At 63.9% G+C, this 15156-nt stretch carries 14 protein-coding genes; 6 read left to right on the top strand and 8 right to left on the bottom strand.

From position 1 onward, the window contains the following. Window positions 1–59 precede the first annotated feature (59 nt). Window positions 60–1013, top strand: a complete 954-nt coding sequence (locus LHJ54_RS03495) for an L-threonylcarbamoyladenylate synthase (protein WP_228242549.1) — start codon at window positions 60–62, stop codon at window positions 1011–1013. On the opposite strand, the gene LHJ54_RS03490 is transcribed toward LHJ54_RS03495, so the two are convergent. The 5 genes from LHJ54_RS03490 to LHJ54_RS03470 form a co-directional block, all read right to left on the bottom strand. Next, window positions 1010–1333, bottom strand: a complete 324-nt coding sequence (locus LHJ54_RS03490) for a hypothetical protein (RefSeq protein WP_228242548.1) — start codon at window positions 1331–1333, stop codon at window positions 1010–1012. The two genes, LHJ54_RS03495 and LHJ54_RS03490, sit on opposite strands and share 4 nt — an antisense overlap. A 196-nt stretch (window positions 1334–1529) precedes the next feature. Then, entirely contained in the window at window positions 1530–2063 is a 534-nt protein-coding gene (locus tag LHJ54_RS03485; protein WP_228242547.1) for a CarD family transcriptional regulator, read from the bottom strand. Between the two features lie 249 nt (window positions 2064–2312). After that, entirely contained in the window at window positions 2313–2651 is a 339-nt protein-coding gene (gene fdxA / locus LHJ54_RS03480) for a ferredoxin FdxA (protein WP_228242546.1), read from the bottom strand. After that, window positions 2648–2980: an RNA-binding S4 domain-containing protein gene (locus LHJ54_RS03475; RefSeq protein ID WP_228242545.1), complete on the bottom strand. Its 333-nt coding sequence runs from the start codon at window positions 2978–2980 to the stop codon at window positions 2648–2650. Before LHJ54_RS03475 ends, fdxA begins: the two co-directional genes overlap by 4 nt. Next, window positions 2970–5486, bottom strand: coding sequence for a helicase-related protein (locus LHJ54_RS03470; RefSeq protein ID WP_228242544.1), 2517 nt, complete (start codon window positions 5484–5486; stop codon window positions 2970–2972). The genes LHJ54_RS03475 and LHJ54_RS03470 overlap by 11 nt, the downstream gene beginning before the upstream one ends. Window positions 5487–5689: 203 nt before the next feature. Here LHJ54_RS03470 and LHJ54_RS03465 point away from each other — a divergent pair, with 203 nt between their 5' ends. From LHJ54_RS03465 to LHJ54_RS03445, 5 genes are read left to right on the top strand one after another with little or no spacing between them, the layout of a single operon-like run. Continuing rightward, window positions 5690–7168 (top strand): M23 family metallopeptidase, encoded by a 1479-nt coding sequence (locus tag LHJ54_RS03465; protein WP_228242543.1) that lies wholly within the window; start codon window positions 5690–5692, stop codon window positions 7166–7168. A gap of 55 nt (window positions 7169–7223) precedes the next feature. Next, window positions 7224–8228: a porphobilinogen synthase gene (hemB, locus tag LHJ54_RS03460; RefSeq protein ID WP_228242542.1), complete on the top strand. Its 1005-nt coding sequence runs from the start codon at window positions 7224–7226 to the stop codon at window positions 8226–8228. Further along, window positions 8221–8781: a GNAT family N-acetyltransferase gene (locus tag LHJ54_RS03455; RefSeq protein WP_228242541.1), complete on the top strand. Its 561-nt coding sequence runs from the start codon at window positions 8221–8223 to the stop codon at window positions 8779–8781. The genes hemB and LHJ54_RS03455 overlap by 8 nt, the downstream gene beginning before the upstream one ends. Then, window positions 8774–9331 carry a GNAT family N-acetyltransferase gene (locus LHJ54_RS03450; RefSeq protein WP_228242540.1) on the top strand — a complete coding sequence of 186 codons (558 nt, stop codon included), beginning with the start codon at window positions 8774–8776 and terminating at the stop codon, window positions 9329–9331. Before LHJ54_RS03455 ends, LHJ54_RS03450 begins: the two co-directional genes overlap by 8 nt. Then, window positions 9328–9897 carry a gamma carbonic anhydrase family protein gene (locus tag LHJ54_RS03445; protein ID WP_228242539.1) on the top strand — a complete coding sequence of 190 codons (570 nt, stop codon included), beginning with the start codon at window positions 9328–9330 and terminating at the stop codon, window positions 9895–9897. The genes LHJ54_RS03450 and LHJ54_RS03445 overlap by 4 nt, the downstream gene beginning before the upstream one ends. Window positions 9898–9932: 35 nt before the next feature. Here LHJ54_RS03445 and LHJ54_RS03440 read toward each other — a convergent pair whose 3' ends face one another. From LHJ54_RS03440 to clpA, 3 genes are all read right to left on the bottom strand, one after another. Beyond that, on the bottom strand, window positions 9933–11540 hold the full coding sequence (locus LHJ54_RS03440) for a cisplatin damage response ATP-dependent DNA ligase (protein WP_228242538.1): 1608 nt from the start codon (window positions 11538–11540) through the stop codon (window positions 9933–9935). Window positions 11541–11542: 2 nt separating this feature from the next. Then, the gene (locus tag LHJ54_RS03435) at window positions 11543–12550 is read right to left on the bottom strand and encodes a ligase-associated DNA damage response exonuclease (protein WP_228242537.1); all 1008 of its coding nucleotides are present in this window, start codon (window positions 12548–12550) and stop codon (window positions 11543–11545) included. 73 nt (window positions 12551–12623) lie between these two features. Beyond that, window positions 12624–15014, bottom strand: a complete 2391-nt coding sequence (gene clpA, locus LHJ54_RS03430) for an ATP-dependent Clp protease ATP-binding subunit ClpA (protein ID WP_228242536.1) — start codon at window positions 15012–15014, stop codon at window positions 12624–12626. Window positions 15015–15156: the final 142 nt, after the last annotated feature.

Below are 15156 nucleotides of genomic sequence, written 5' to 3'. Positions count from 1 at the left end.
CGGGCGGTCCTGTCCTTATTGGTTCACGCGGGAAGCCTGACCTCCTATAGCGATGGGCGATGAGCGGCAAGGTGACGACAGAGCGCATGGCGGCGGATGACGCCGGCATCAGGCAGGCGGTTCGCCTCCTACAGGCGGGCCGGCTGGTCGGCTTGCCCACAGAGACGGTTTACGGCCTCGCCGCGCGAGCCGACGACGAGCGCGCCGTGCAAGGCATTTACCGGGCGAAGGGCCGGCCGGGCTTCAATCCGCTTATCGTGCACGTCGCGGGCTTGAAGGAGGCGGAGCGACTGGCCGCGTTCAGCGACCGGGCGTCCGAACTGGCGCAGACATTCTGGCCTGGGCCGTTGACCCTGGTTCTGCCCAGAAGAAAGGAGGCCAATATCGCACCTTCCGTGACAGCGGGCCTGCCGACCATCGCTTTACGGATGCCTGCCCATCCGGTGATGCGCTGCGTGCTGGAGCAGAGCGGCCTTCCTCTTGCGGCGCCGTCGGCCAATACGAGCGGTCTCGTCAGCCCGACCTGCGCGGAGCATGTTCTCCGCTTTCTCGACGGCCGGATTGATGCCGTTCTGGATGCGGGGCCGAGCGAACAGGGGCTTGAATCGACCATCATAGCTGTTCGTCCAGACGGCTCCGTCGAGGAGCTGCGTCCCGGACCGATTGACCCCGCAGCTTTCAAAGAGAAGTTGCGCCGCGCAACTGGCGCAGGTTCCGTGAGCACAACTTTCGTGGAGGCACCTGGGCAACTTGCAAGTCACTATGCCCCCGGCAAGCCGCTGCGCCTCAATGCTCATGCTAGGCGGGAGGGGGAGTTCTTCATCACCTTCGGAACGGGCGGCGGCGACTGCGATCTGTCGCCTGCGGGCTCTCTCACCGAAGCAGGTGCAAGGCTGTACGCGTGCCTGCATACCGCAGCCTTGTCGGAGAAGCCGCGCATTGCCGTAGCGCCGCTTCCAGAGGAGGGTATCGGGCGAGCGCTCAACGACCGACTGCGCCGCGCGGCCCGCTAATCCGGTTCAACCGGAATCGTCCGACGCAGTTCATCCATTCGTATTAAGTCTTGCGCAGCGGCGTCACAGTGAGCACGACTGCCCTTCTCGCAGCGCTCGCGGTTTTTCTGCCAGCTGCGTTCCAGCCTGCCATATTCCTCTTCCCGCTTGCGCAGGGCGCGGCCGCGCTTCTCGTCCGCTTCGGACTGGCTGGTTGTGGCAAGGTCCACTGCCTTGCTTGCAGCACGCACCGGCAGCGTCACCACGTCAACGGCGGCCTTGGCAAGGCAGCCTTGCAGCATCAGCGCTGCGCATCCAGCAAGAACGACTCGTACAATCATTGCCAGACCTCCGCCCGGATCATCCAAGCGAGATGCTTAACGCACCATAGCCCGATCGCGGCGAAACCTCGGTTTCCCGCCATAAAGCCGCGATCACAAGCTCGCCCGCGCCCCAAAACAAGCCGAGGCTTAGCGCGAACACAGTCATACACAGACAGGCCGCGCGACTGGCACGGCCCGACCCAGCCGGAATTGGCTACGCAGCGTCGTCGTTCATGTAATATTGCGGAGCATGTTCGCGCAACACGTTGAGGATCTTTTCCAGGGCAGCCGGCTCGTCCGTTTTCTCCATCGCCGCGAGTTCGCGGGCCAGGCGGCTGGCGGCGGCTTCGAAGATCTGCCGTTCGGAGTAGCTCTGCTCCGGCTGATCGTCGGGGCGAAACAGGTCGCGGGTTACTTCGGCAATGGAGACGAGGTCGCCCGAATTGATCTTGGCTTCGTATTCCTGCGCACGGCGGCTCCACATGGTGCGCTTCACCTTTGGTTTGCCCTTCAGGGTTTCCATGGCTTCCTTCAGCGTCTTGTCACTCGACAGCTTGCGCATGCCGATTGATTCGACCTTGTTGAAGGGCACGCGCAGTGTCATCCGCTCTTTCTCGAACCGGAGTACGTAAAGTTCGAGCTGCATTCCGGCGATGGTTTCGTTCTGCAATTCAACCACGCGGCCAACGCCGTGTTTTGGATAGACCACATAGTCACCGACATCGAAAGCGGCTGCACTGCTTGCCATACACATTCCTTCTCAAACGTTGCTGCGGCGGGTACGAAAAGAGCGGCCGCGCGATTCTGCTCTGCCGTGAGGCGGATCGGTCCAGCCAGTACAGGGGAAAAACGTTCAGCCGCGCCGCAATCTAACCACATAACTACAACAAAGCCGACCAGCGGCCGGCTCACTTACACGTGACGGCCTGCTATATAGTCGTAAATCTGTAATTTTACCAGTTGTAAATTCCGGCCCGCCGCACCTGCGAACTAGAGCTCAGTCGCCCTCGCCGGGTTCAGGAGAAAAATACTTTTCGAACTTGCCTTCTTCGCCCTTGTGATCGTCAGCGTCGGCCGGCGGCTCCTTCTGCTGCGTGATGTTGGGCCATTCGGCGGAAAACTTGGCGTTGAGTTCGAGCCATTTTTCCAGCCCGTCCTCTGTGTCAGGCAGAATCGCTTCGGCCGGACACTCCGGTTCGCAAACTCCGCAGTCGATGCATTCGGAAGGATTGATGACCAGCATCGTTTCGCCCTCGTAGAAGCAATCCACCGGGCAGACCTCGACGCAGTCGGTGTACTTGCATTTGATGCAGGCGTCGGTGACGACATAGGTCATGTGTTCTCTTCCTCAGGCTGACCAAGACTTTCCGGATGTGCTATGGCGGTTTGCCCGAAGCGGTCAAGCTTCCGGTAGTGCGCCTGCGCCTCCGCGGCCGGCCCGCGGCGGCCGGGCAATCGCAGGATCTCGATGATCTGCACGCCGCCCGCAGCGGCGAAGGTCAGCACGTCTCCTGGCCGAATGGCATGGCTGGCCCGCAGTATGTGCGCGCCGTTGCAGCGGATATGGCGCGCCTCGACCATGCGCTGCGCCAGTCCGCGCGTCTTGGCGAACCGCAGGCGGCACAAAAGAAGATCGACACGCTGAGTGTTGCGGCTATCGGACAAGCGCGGCCAGTTCGGCAAAGGCGTTGCCGGGTCTTGCCCGTGGCTGCGCCATTCCCGCAGCGGCACTTGCGCTGCGGACCGGCCGCCACCGCCAGCGTTGCGGCGCTGGTGGCCCCAGCATTCCGCGTGTCAGCACCGGCGGTTCCACACAGCGAAACCCGGCCTGGCGCAGCAGATGGCGGGTGCCAGGCTCCTGCAAACCGACCGAGGTAGCCAGTGACAGATCGAGGATCGGCAGATGCGGCAGCGCCTTGCCACGCTGCTCGTGTGCGGCGCGAATGATCTTTTCGGCCATGTCTATGCGGATCGCCTGCCGCCCGGCCATCCTGTAGCCCGCAGGCAAGCCGCCGTCGCCAAAGGAACCGATGACCGTAGGCATGGCGGCAGCCCAGGGACGCGGGTCGACGGCCAGAAGGTGAAGTACCCGTCTGGCTTCAGGCTTGAGAAGGGCTCCAACATAGACATCCAGTGCTCCGAAAGTGACGCCAAGGCGTCGCAGGGCCGCTCGCGCATCCCTGGAGAGGTGCTCAACTCCTGCCTGCTCGCGCGCGACGTAGCCATGGCCCTTGACCAACTGGTGCAGCACGGCGCGCTCTTCCGTCCCTAGTGTCGCATCCTGCGAGGCGGTCAGAAGCGTCTGCAGGGGATGCATTGGTCGCAGCTGCATGACCAGCCACTCCTGCAGCTTCTCCATCAGGCGTTCGCGCGCGCCCCGCGGCAAAAGACTCATGTGGCGTGTCAGTTCGACCACAGGCACAATCGAACGCGGAGCAGGTCTCAGCTTTGCCAGCAAGTGACCTTCATGCCACAGGCCACCATCGGTCAAGGAGAGCCCGGCCAGATCGCTGGCGCAAAGCTCTTGCGCGCGCTGTGCCAACAGCCTTGGCAGCGCCTTTTCCGCCGCAGCCACCAGCATCCGATGATCCTCGTGTCCCGCGCCCGGGTCGACTTTGAAGCGGAACCCTTCCAGCTGGCCGATCACCTCGTCCGCGATAACTATGGCCCCGCCTTCATTCAGCATCACCGGCAACAGGCTTGTGTCCTTGCTCATCGAGCGAAGGAGAATTGATGTGCGCCGGTTGACGAAGCGTTCGGTCAGGCGCGCGTGCAGCGCATCGGAGAGGCGCGCCTCGGCCGCGCGTGCCCGTGCCGCCATCTCCTCGCGGGCAAGCACCCAATCGGGGCGCTGGCAGATGTAAGCCCAACTGCGGATAGCGGCGATGCGGCCCTGCAATGTATCAATATCGCCTTGTACGTTGGAAAGCTGCGCAATGCGCGACGCGACGAAGTCAGCGCCAAGGTATCCTTCGCGCAGATCCTGCCACAAACGCGCGACGAAGCGGGCGTGCGTTTCCACTCCCTGCTGGCGGAAGTCCGGAAGCGAGCAGGCGTTCCAGAAGTTGCGCACCGCTTCCGGTCCGCAGATAGGGGCGGCCCACGGCTCCTCCTTCAATCTCTTCAGGACCGCCAGATCGGTAGCTTCAGGTGCCGGGGCGAGATGATCCGAGCGTGGGAGAGCCTCCAGGGACTGCACCAATGTATCCAGACTGGTAAAATCCAGATCGCTGGATCGCCAAAACAGCTTGGTCAATGGGGCAAAGCGGTGCTCCTCCAGGGCGTAGATCTCTTCTTCGGTGAAATCGCCCGTGCCCCCGCCATACTCGCTTCCTTGCAAGGTCCCGAAGGTGCCGTCGCGCTGATGCCGTCCGGCTCGACCGGCGATCTGGGCCATCTCAGCCGGCGTGAGCCGCCTTTGCCGCTGACCGTCGAATTTCGTCAGCCCGGCGAACGCCACATGGTTCAGGTCGAGGTTCAGACCCATGCCGATCGCATCGGTGGCGACAATATAATCTACTTCGCCGTTCTGAAACAGCGCGACCTGCTTGTTCCGGGTTTCAGGCGAGAGAGCGCCCATTACCACCGCCGCGCCCCCACGGAAGCGTCGCAGCATTTCGGCCACGGCATACACCTGCTCAGCGGAAAAAGCGACGATCGCCGACCGCGGGGGCAGGCGGGAGAGCTTGCGTGCGCCGAGGTGCTTCAACTCGGAAAAGCGTGGTCGTTGAATGAAGTCGGTCCGCGGGTCGAGCGCCTGCAGCACCGGCGCCAGCGTCCCGGAACCAAGGATCATCGTTTCCTCCCGCCCGCGGGCGTGAAGGATGCGGTCTGTAAAGATGTGTCCTCGTTCCGGGTCGGCGCCAAGTTGGGCCTCGTCGATCCCGACGAAAGCGGCGGACGCCGGACCTTGCAGCAGCTTTCGCGGCATCGCTTCGGCAGTGCAGCAGAAATAGCGCGCTTCGGCCGGCTCGATCCGCTGCTCTCCGGTGATCAGCGCCACGCTGCGCTCGCCCTTGAGCACCTTGACCCGCTCATAAACCTCCTGGGCGAGGAGGCGCAGGGGAAAGCCCATGATCCCGCTTGAATGCGCACACATCCGCTCTACCGCGAGATGAGTCTTGCCGGTGTTGGTCGGGCCAAGCACTGCCCGCAGAGTTGATTGGCTCACCCAAAGGAAGGTGGCATCCCTGCCTCAGGGCTGCAAGTAGTCCTGCCCAGTTCCCGTCATTCACCGTAGCAGGGGAGCGTTTCATCCCGTATTAAGACCTTTTTCATTTTGTTTTGCCACCGTTTCCGCCAGTAATCGGTCGCGGATTTGCAGGGCTTGCCAGAGCAGGCGGTCCGTCGGGACAGGACCAGGGAGGGATCGGTTTGCCGAACCGCGTAAACACGCTCGCATCATCGCAGGAAGCCGGTAACGGCATCAATCGCGGCCCGCGCGTTCGGCGGCGCGGGGCGCACAGGCATGTATTCGGCGGCCTCGGTGTGGCGCTGACGCTTGGCGCGGCGCTGTGGTTTGGCTCGTCCGATCTGTCTCCTTTGGAAGCCGCCCCGCTCAACGACGCCTCCGCATCAGTGGCAGACGAATACCGCAGCCAGATGATCATGCCGCTTGCCCTGGGTGGAGATTCGGGCCGTCGCATGGGTGCGACCGAACTGGTGCGGACGCTCAGCTCTACGCCCGAGCGGCCCGTGGAAGAGGTGCTTGCCACACTGCGCCCCGGCGACAGCGTCGCGTCCATGCTTCAGCGGGCGGGTCTTGGCAGCAGGCAGGCTGGCGAAGTCGCAGGGCTTATCAAGCAGGCGCTTGGCGGTGGGGATGTGGCCTCCGGCTCAACTTTCTCCATTACCCTTGGTCAGCGCGACGAAAGCGAAGGTCATCGGCCGCTCGAGTCGCTGGAGTTCCGGGCCCGCTTCGATCTAGCTGTAGATATTACCCAACGCGGCTCGGGATTCGCGCTGCGCAAGGAAGCGATCAGGGTGGATGAAACGCCGCTGCGGGTCCGCGGCAAGGTCGGGGACGGCCTGTACCGCGCCGCTCGCGGGGCAGGCGCGCCGTCCGAAGCGGTGCAGGAATATCTCAAGGCATTAAAGGGCCATGTCGACCTGAACACGCTCGGCCCGGACGACACGTTCGACATCATCATAGCCTACCGCCGGGCTGCCACCGGAGAGCGTCAGGCAGGCCGCCTCATCTACGCGGGCCTTGAACGCGGCGACGCGGTCCGCGCCCAGCTTATGCGTTGGGGAGACAAGGGCGAGTTCTACGATCCTCGCGGGCTGGGCCAGGAGCGCGGCGGGTTCACTCAGCCGGTCGGTGGGCGCATGTCGTCCGGGTTCGGGATGCGGGTACACCCGATCTTGCGTTACCAGCGGATGCATGCAGGCCTCGATTTTGCGGCCAGCTACGGAACGCCTATTCGGGCGGTTACTGACGGCCGGGTCACTGGTTCCGGCCGCATGGGCGGATGCGGCAATGCAGTAACGCTCAGCCATGCGGGCAATCTTGCGACCCGTTACTGCCATATGAGCCGCATGGCGGTGCGCGCGGGCGAGCGGGTCAGCCGAGGACAGGTGATCGGCTACGTAGGCTCTACCGGGCTCTCGACCGGCCCGCACCTCCACTTCGAACTGTATCGCGGCGGCCGACCGGTGGATCCACGATCAGCGAGCTTCGTCACCCGCGATACCCTCAGCAAGGCAGAGCTGGCCCGGTTTCGCAGCCAGTTGGGCCGGTTGACCGCCGTGGAGCCGGGAGCCGCGCTGGAGCCGCTGGAACGTCCGGTGCAACAGACGGCGGAACCGGTGCGGGAGATCGACCGGATCGTGAGCGACCGCAAGATCGTTTGAAGCGGCTTTCCGGAGCCGCTTGCCTTGCCGCAGCGCTTGCGGCACCTCGTGCGGCATGACGACTGCCCAATCTGCCTATCCCGCCACCCGCCTGCGCCGGACCCGCGCCCGTGCATGGAGCCGGGCGTTGCACCGGGAAACCGTGCTTACCCCGGCCGACCTGATCTGGCCGCTGTTCATCACGGAGGGGCGCGGGGTCGAGGAGCCGGTCGGCAGCCTGCCGGGGGTGTCCCGCTGGTCGGTGGACGGCATTGTCGCACGCGCGCAGGAAGCGGCCGCCCTGGGCATTCCGTGCGTTGCGCTGTTTCCCAACACGCCTCCCGCCAGGCGGACGCAGGGCGGGTCAGAGGCGCTGAACCCCGACAATCTCATCTGCCGGGCCATTCGGGCCGTGCGTGATGCGTGCGGCGAGGATGTCGGCATCCTCACCGATGTAGCGCTGGACCCTTACACCAGCCACGGGCAGGACGGCCTGGTGGATGAAGCCGGGTACGTGGCCAACGATGCCACGGTCGAAGTGCTGACGCGGCAGGCGGTGGTGCAAGCCGAGGCTGGCGCCGACATCATCGCCCCTTCGGACATGATGGATGGCCGGGTTGGCGCCATCCGCGAGGCGCTGGAGGCCAAAGGACACCACAACGTCCAGATCATGAGCTATGCCGCGAAATACGCGTCCGCTTTCTACGGCCCGTTTCGCGACGCGGTTGGCTCGGGCGGATTGTTGAAGGGGAACAAGCAGACCTACCAGATGGACCCTGCCAATGGCGACGAGGCGCTGCGTGAAATCGCGCTGGACATCGCCGAAGGCGCCGACAGCGTGATGGTGAAGCCGGGGCTTGCCTATCTCGACATCATCTGGCGCGCGCGGCAGATGTTTGGCGTGCCGGTATTTGCCTATCAGGTGAGCGGAGAATACGCGCTGATCGAAGCCGGGGCGGCGGCCGGTGCCGGCGATCGCGACGCGCTGCTTATGGAAAAGCTCATCTGCATGAAACGTGCGGGCGCGGCCGGTATCCTCACCTATCACGCGCCAGTGGCGGCGCGGTTGCTGAATGGCTGAGTTCCGGCACAGCACCCAGCGGTTGATCCTGCGGGATTGGCGGGAAGACGATTGGTCCGAGTTTTTCCGCGTCACCAACACCCCTGCGGTCATGCGGTGGCTTGGCGGCGTGCTCGACGAAGAGGGCATGGCCAAACAGCGCAGCCGTGTGGAACTCTGCCACGCTGCCCATACCCATTGTTTCTGGGTGGTCGAGCGGTTGGTGGACGGCGCCCTGCTCGGCTTTTGCGGCCTCAAGCGGGCCGACGCACCCAAATCAACCATCGCCAACCTGCCGGAGATCGGCTGGCGTTTGCGCGAAGACGTGTGGGGACAAGGCTATGCGAAGGAGGCCGCGGTCGCCGTCATGAACCTGTCGTTCTCGCGGTTCGGCGCGACTGAGGTGTTTGCGATCACCGTGGCCGAGAACACCGCCAGCTGGGGGCTGATGACACGGCTGGGGATGCGCCGCCGGGCGGAACTCGATTATCCCGATCCGCGCTATGCTCCTCCCTGGCGGGACGCGATCATCTACTCGATGTCGCGGCAGGAGTGGGACGCCCGCGATGCCTGACATCATCGCCGAAACCCCGCGTCTTGTCTTGCGCACCATTGGTGAAGAAGATGCGCCCGAGCAGTACCGCCTGCTCAACACCCCGGCGGTGATGGCTCATCTCGGCGGGCCGAAGGAATTGTTCCAGATCGAGGCAAAGCATGCCGGCGCAATGGCGTTGTATGCACGCGAAGGGTTTTCCTTCCTGATGATGATCGAACGCGTCAGCGGCGAACTTGTGGGGCACTGCGGCGTCAAACGCGTGGACAATCCGCTGGCCAGCAATCAAGGTGACCACGAGATAGGCTGGCTCGTGCGAGAGGACCGATGGCGGCGAGGCTATGCGGAGGAGGCGATGCGCGCGGTCCTTTGCTGGGCTTTCGGGCAGATCGGCGCCCCGCATGTTGTCGCGCTGACCAGCGCGGCGAACCGGCCGAGTTGCGCGCTGATGGAGAAGCTGGGAATGACTCGCCGTCCTGAGCTGGATTTTTTCGATCCGAACTACCCGGCGCACGATAACCCCACCATCCAGTACTGCCTTACGCGTTCCTGCTGGGAAGGCGCAGCATGACCGACCGTCCCGGCGTCCGTCTGATCGCGCTCCACGGCAAATCACCGCGCATCCACGCAAGCGCTTTCATCGCCCCGGGCTGCGTCATCATCGGGGACGTGGAGATCGGCGCCGAAAGCTCGGTCTGGTACAACTGTGTGCTGCGGGCCGACACCGCTCCCATCCGCATTGGCGAGCGGACCAACATCCAGGATGGCAGCGTGCTGCACGGCGACCCACCGCGGCCCGGCGACCCGGATGGTTCACCGCTCACGATCGGGAACGACGCGCTGATCGGCCACATGGTGATGCTGCATGGTTGCACCGTTGCGGATCGCGGGTTCGTGGGGTTGGGTGCGATCGCGATGAACAAGGCGGTCATCGCATCCGACGCGATGCTGGCGGCAGGCGCGATGCTGACCGAGGGCAAGGTGATGGCCCCCCGTGAGCTGTGGGGCGGGCGTCCGGCGAGGAAGATGCGCGATCTGGACGACATGGCTGTGGCCGGCATGCGCATGGGCGTGGCGCACTATGTGGAGAATGCAAAGACCCACGCAGCGGCCATCGGCGGGGCCGGCGAAGGCTGAAGTTGCGCAGCGCAACTTCTGGCCACTCGGGTGCCTCAATCCTTGACCAGAGCCCGGAGCGCCTCCACCCGGTCAGCCTCGTGTGCCGGCTTGTCCCAGCGGATGCGGTGTATGCGTGGGAAGCGCATTGAGAGGCCCGACTTGTGCCGCTTGGAAAGATGCGCTGAATCAAATGCGACTTCCAGCACGAGGCTCTTGTTCGTCTCCCGCACAGGACCGAAGCGGTTCACCGTGTTCTGCCTGATATGGCGGTCGAGCCGCACCAGTTCCTCGTCCGTAAAGCCGGAATAGGCCTTGCCGACCGGCAGAAGTTCTGCGCCATCGTCAGGGTCGCCGTCCCAGCAACCGAAAGTATAGTCGGAATAAAAGGTCGCCCGCCGCCCCGATCCACGCTGCGCGTACATCAGCACGCAGTCGATCAGCAGTGGGTCGCGCTTCCACTTGTACCACAGTCCCGTCCGGCGCCCCGCCACATACGGGCTGTCGCGCCGCTTCAGCATCAGCCCTTCGATGGCGTCGTCGCGCGTTGCTGCGCGGATCGCAGCAAGGTCGTCGAAATGCGCGGCCTCGACAATCGCGGACAGATCGAAGTGGGAAGACGGCAGTTCCGTCACGATCCGCTCGAGCAGGGCGCGTCGCTCGCTCCATGGTCTGTCGCGCTTGTCGTCACCCCGCCAGTGCAGCACATCGTAGAGGCGGACGAAGGCCGGATAGTCGCGCAGCATCGCGCGGCTCACCGTTTTTCGCCCAAGACGCTGCTGCAAGGCGTTGAAACTTGCGGCGCCCCCGTCCTCGCCGCCCTGATGGCTGCCGCGCACCAGCAGTTCGCCGTCGAGGATGCCGGGTATGCGGAACGCCTCGGCCAGTTCGGGAAAGGTGGCGGAAATATCGTCACCCGACCGTGAGAAAACCCTCGTCTCCCCCGCGTCAGAGGGGCCGGCATGAACGAGCTGCACGCGAATGCCGTCCCATTTCCATTCGGCCGCATAGTCCGCCAAATCCACCCGGAGATCGTCCAGCGGATGTGCCAGCATGAAGGGGCGGAACAGCGGCAGACCCCCGGTATCGGGCGGCGGTGCACCCTCGGCCGCCCAGGCGAACAGCTCCGCAAACGGCGGTCGCAGCCCGTGCCAGTATTCCTCCACCTCCTCGATATCGACCCCGAATGCCTGCGCGAAACCTATCTTGGCGAGTCTGGCGGAGATGCCGATCCGCATTTCACCCGTCGCCAGCTTCAGCAAGGCATAGCGCCCCGACGGGTCCAGCCGGTCGAGCAGGCGCGTCAGTTCCGTGAGTGCGGTGGCACGCGTCATAGCGGAGAGCTGATTCACGGCCTCGGTCAAGGTGGGTGGCGGCGCAGAAGGCGCGGGCGGAGCGGGCCACAGAAGGCTGGCGGTTTCGGCTGTGTCGCCGACGAAATCGCGGCACAACGTCCACAGAACCGGGTCTACCCGTTCCTTCAGCAGGTTGCGAATGGTGGAAGACTTGACCGCCGGGAAGTCGAGGCTGTCAGTTAACGCGGCGAGAGCCCAGCCGCGATCGGGGTCAGGAGTCTCGCGCAGATACTCCGCGATCAGCCGCAGCTTGTCGTTGCGTCCGCGGGTATAGACAAGCGCGTCGATGAGGGCGGCAAACTCCTCCACCTTCAGTCATCTTCCTCCTCGTAGCCGACGAGGGCCAGCGCTCTGGCGCGCCGCTGGTGCAACTGATGCCAGCGGAGCAGGGCATCCTCCCGGCCATGCGTGATCCACGTTTCCGCAGGGTTCACCTCCTCGACGGTGCGGGTCAGTTCGCCCCAGTCCGCGTGGTCAGAGATGATCAGAGGCAGTTCCACGTTCTTCAGGCGGGCGCGCTGGCGCACACGCATCCAGCCACTCGCCATCGCGGTGATCGGATCGGGCAGGCGGCGCGCCCAGCGGTCGTTCAGTGCGCTGGGCGGACAGACGATGATGTGGCCACGCAGGGCATCCTTGTTCGCCGCTTCGGCCACCAGCCGCAGTTCGCCCAGATCGATGCCATGCTCCTCGTAAAGCCGGCACATCTTTTCCATCGCGCCGTGCAGGTAGATGGGGTCGCGGTGTCCGGCCCGACGAAGCTCGGCGATGACGCGCTGCGCCTTGCCCAGCGCATAGGCGCCAACGAGAATGCAGCGATCGGGATTGTCGCGCAGCGCCGTGCGCAGCTTGCCGATTTCATCCTCGATGGGCGGATGGCAGAAGATTGGCAGTCCGAAGGTCGCCTCTGTCACCAGAACGTCGCACGGCATGACCTGAAATGGCGGGCACGTCGGATCATCGCGCCTCTTGTAGTCGCCGGTCACGATCACCTTCTCGCCGGCGTGCTCCAGCAGGATCTGGGCGGATCCGAGGACGTGGCCCGCTGGCAGATAGGTGGCATCGACGCCTCCGGGGAGGCGAATGGTTTCTCCGTAATGCACGGGGGTTGCGCCCTCGCGCGTCTGATACCGCAGGTCCATGATCGCCAGCGTTTCAGGCGTGGCGACGGTGGTCCCGTGCCCGCCTCGCGCATGATCAGCATGGCCGTGAGTGACGAGTGCCTGGTCGACAGGGCGGCTCGGATCGATCCAGTGGTCGGCGGGCACGACATGGATGCCCCAGGGTTCGGGGCGTATCCATGCAAAGTTCGCGGGCATGGAGCGCAAACGAGAACGGAGCGCGAACCGTTCCCGGCCCGCGCTCCGCTTGCTTGACGACCGCTATAACTGCTCAGTCTTCCGACCTGTCGTCGCTATCGACGTCCCCTGCGGTCGGTTCCACTGCCGCGTTGGAAGCGTCGTCAAATGCCTCCTCTTCCTCAGCCTTCTGGCGGGCCCTCTTGGCCTTGGGCGGTGCCGGGGTTATCTCGAATGCGGGCTTGTCGTCCTTGATGCCGACCCGCACTTCGCCCCCGTCGGCTAGCTTGCCGAACAGCAGCTCCTCGGCCAGCGGCTGCTTGATCTTTTCCTGGATCAGGCGTGCCATCGGCCGCGCGCCGTAAAGGCGATCATACCCCTTGTCACCCAGCCAGGCACGCGAAGCGGCGTCGAACTGGATGTGCACATTCTGATCGGCCAGCTGCAGTTCCAGCTGGAGGATAAACTTGTCCACCACCCTCGCGACGGTTTCCTTGCCCAAGTAACTGAAGGGAACGATTGCATCGAGGCGGTTGCGAAACTCGGGCGTGAACATCTGCTTCACCGCCTCCTCGCTCGCATCTTCCTTTGAGACATCGCCAAAGCCGATACCTTGCCGCGCCATGTCGGCCGCACCCGCATTGGTGGTCATGATCAGCACCACGTTGCGGAAATCGACGGTCTTGCCGTGGTGATCGGTCAGGCGGCCGTTGTCCATTACCTGCAAAAGGATGTTGAACAGGTCGGGGTGGGCCTTTTCGATCTCGTCCAGCAGCAGCACGCAGTGCGGGTTCTGGTCGATGGCGTCGGTCAGCAGCCCGCCCTGGTCATAGCCGACATAACCCGGAGGCGCCCCGATCAGCCGACTGACCGAATGGCGTTCCATGTACTCAGACATGTCGAAGCGCTTGAGCTCAATCCCCATGATCGAGGCAAGCTGGCGGGCCACTTCCGTTTTCCCGACGCCCGTTGGACCGGAAAACAGGAACGAGCCGATCGGCTTGTCCGGATCGCGCAGGCCGGCGCGGGACAGCTTCATGGCGGTGGACAGCTTGGCCACGGCCGCATCCTGTCCGAACACGACGTGCTTCAGGTCACGCTCCAGATGCTCCAGCTGCTTCTTGTCGTCGCTGGAGACGCTCTTGGGCGGAATGCGGGCCATGGTGGCGATAACCGCCTCGATTTCCTTGGCGGTGATCTTCTTCTTGCGCTTGGAGGGCGGGACCAGCATCTGCATCGCGCCGACCTCGTCGATTACGTCGATTGCCTTGTCCGGCAACTTGCGGTCGTTGATGTAGCGGGCCGACAGTTCCACCGCCGTTTTGATTGCGTCGGGCGTGTAACTGACCTTGTGGTGTTCCTCGAACGCGGATCTGAGGCCTTTGAGTATCTTGACCGTGTCCTCAATCGTCGGCTCGTTCACGTCGATCTTCTGGAACCGGCGCAGCAGGGCGCGATCCTTCTCGAAGTGATTGCGGAACTCCTTGTAGGTGGTCGAGCCGATGCACCGAATGGCGCCGGATGACAGCGCCGGCTTCAGCAGGTTGGACGCATCCATTGCCCCGCCGCTGGTCGCACCCGCCCCGATAACAGTGTGGATCTCGTCAATGAACAGGACCGCCTCGGGCATCTTCTCCAGTTCGGAGACGACCTGCTTCAGCCGTTCTTCGAAATCGCCGCGATACCGCGTCCCGGCGAGCAACGCCCCCATGTCGAGCGAATAGATAACCGCGTCCGCCAGAACTTCGGGCACGTCGCCTTCAACGATCTTGCGGGCAAGACCTTCGGCAATGGCAGTCTTGCCCACGCCAGGATCGCCGACATAGAGCGGGTTGTTCTTGGACCGGCGGCACAGGATCTGGATGGTCCGGTCCACTTCCGGCCCGCGTCCGATCAGCGGGTCGATCTTGCCCGCCTCGGCCCGCGCGTTGAGGTTGACGGTGAACTGGTCGAGCGCGGTTTCCTTGCCGCCCTTCGCGTCACCCTTTTCGTCGGCCGCTTGCGTTTCCTCCGCTCCTTGCGGCGGGCGACTCTGCAGCTGCTTGCCACCCTTGCCGATGCCGTGGCTGATGAAGCTCACCGCATCCAGGCGGTTCATGTCCTGCTGCTGCAGGAAATACACCGCGTAGGAATCGCGTTCCGAAAACAGCGCCACAAGGACATTGGCGCCCGTCACAGTGTCCTTGCCAGAGGACTGCACGTGCAGGATGGCGCGCTGGATTACCCGCTGAAAACCCGCAGTCGGCTGCGGATCGTCGCCCGAGTCACCCTGCAGCGACTGGTATTCCTGCTCAAGATACTGCCGCACAACGTCCGCCAGCTCGTCGAGGTTCACTCCGCACGCGACCATCACCTGCGCCGCGTCATCATCGTCGATGAGGGCAAGCAGCAGGTGCTCCAGCGTGGCGTATTCGTGCCGCCGCTGGCCAGCGTCGTTCAACGCCGCATGCAAGGTCTTTTCAAGGTTCTGGGCGAAACTGGGCATTGGGCAATCTCTTTCGGCGAAGGGCCTCGGCGGGCGAAATTATCCTTTGGCTAACCATGATCGTACGATCCGAATCTTAGCCAAAGGTGTATGCTGCGCCCAATATGGGATGAGGACAAAGAATTTTCATCCCGGCTCGGGT

It is taken from the genome of Porphyrobacter sp. GA68, assembly GCF_022605525.1.
Lineage (GTDB): Bacteria > Pseudomonadota > Alphaproteobacteria > Sphingomonadales > Sphingomonadaceae > Qipengyuania_B.
Note: the sequence above shows the minus strand (reverse complement) of the source record. Positions and strands in the feature narration are given on the sequence as shown.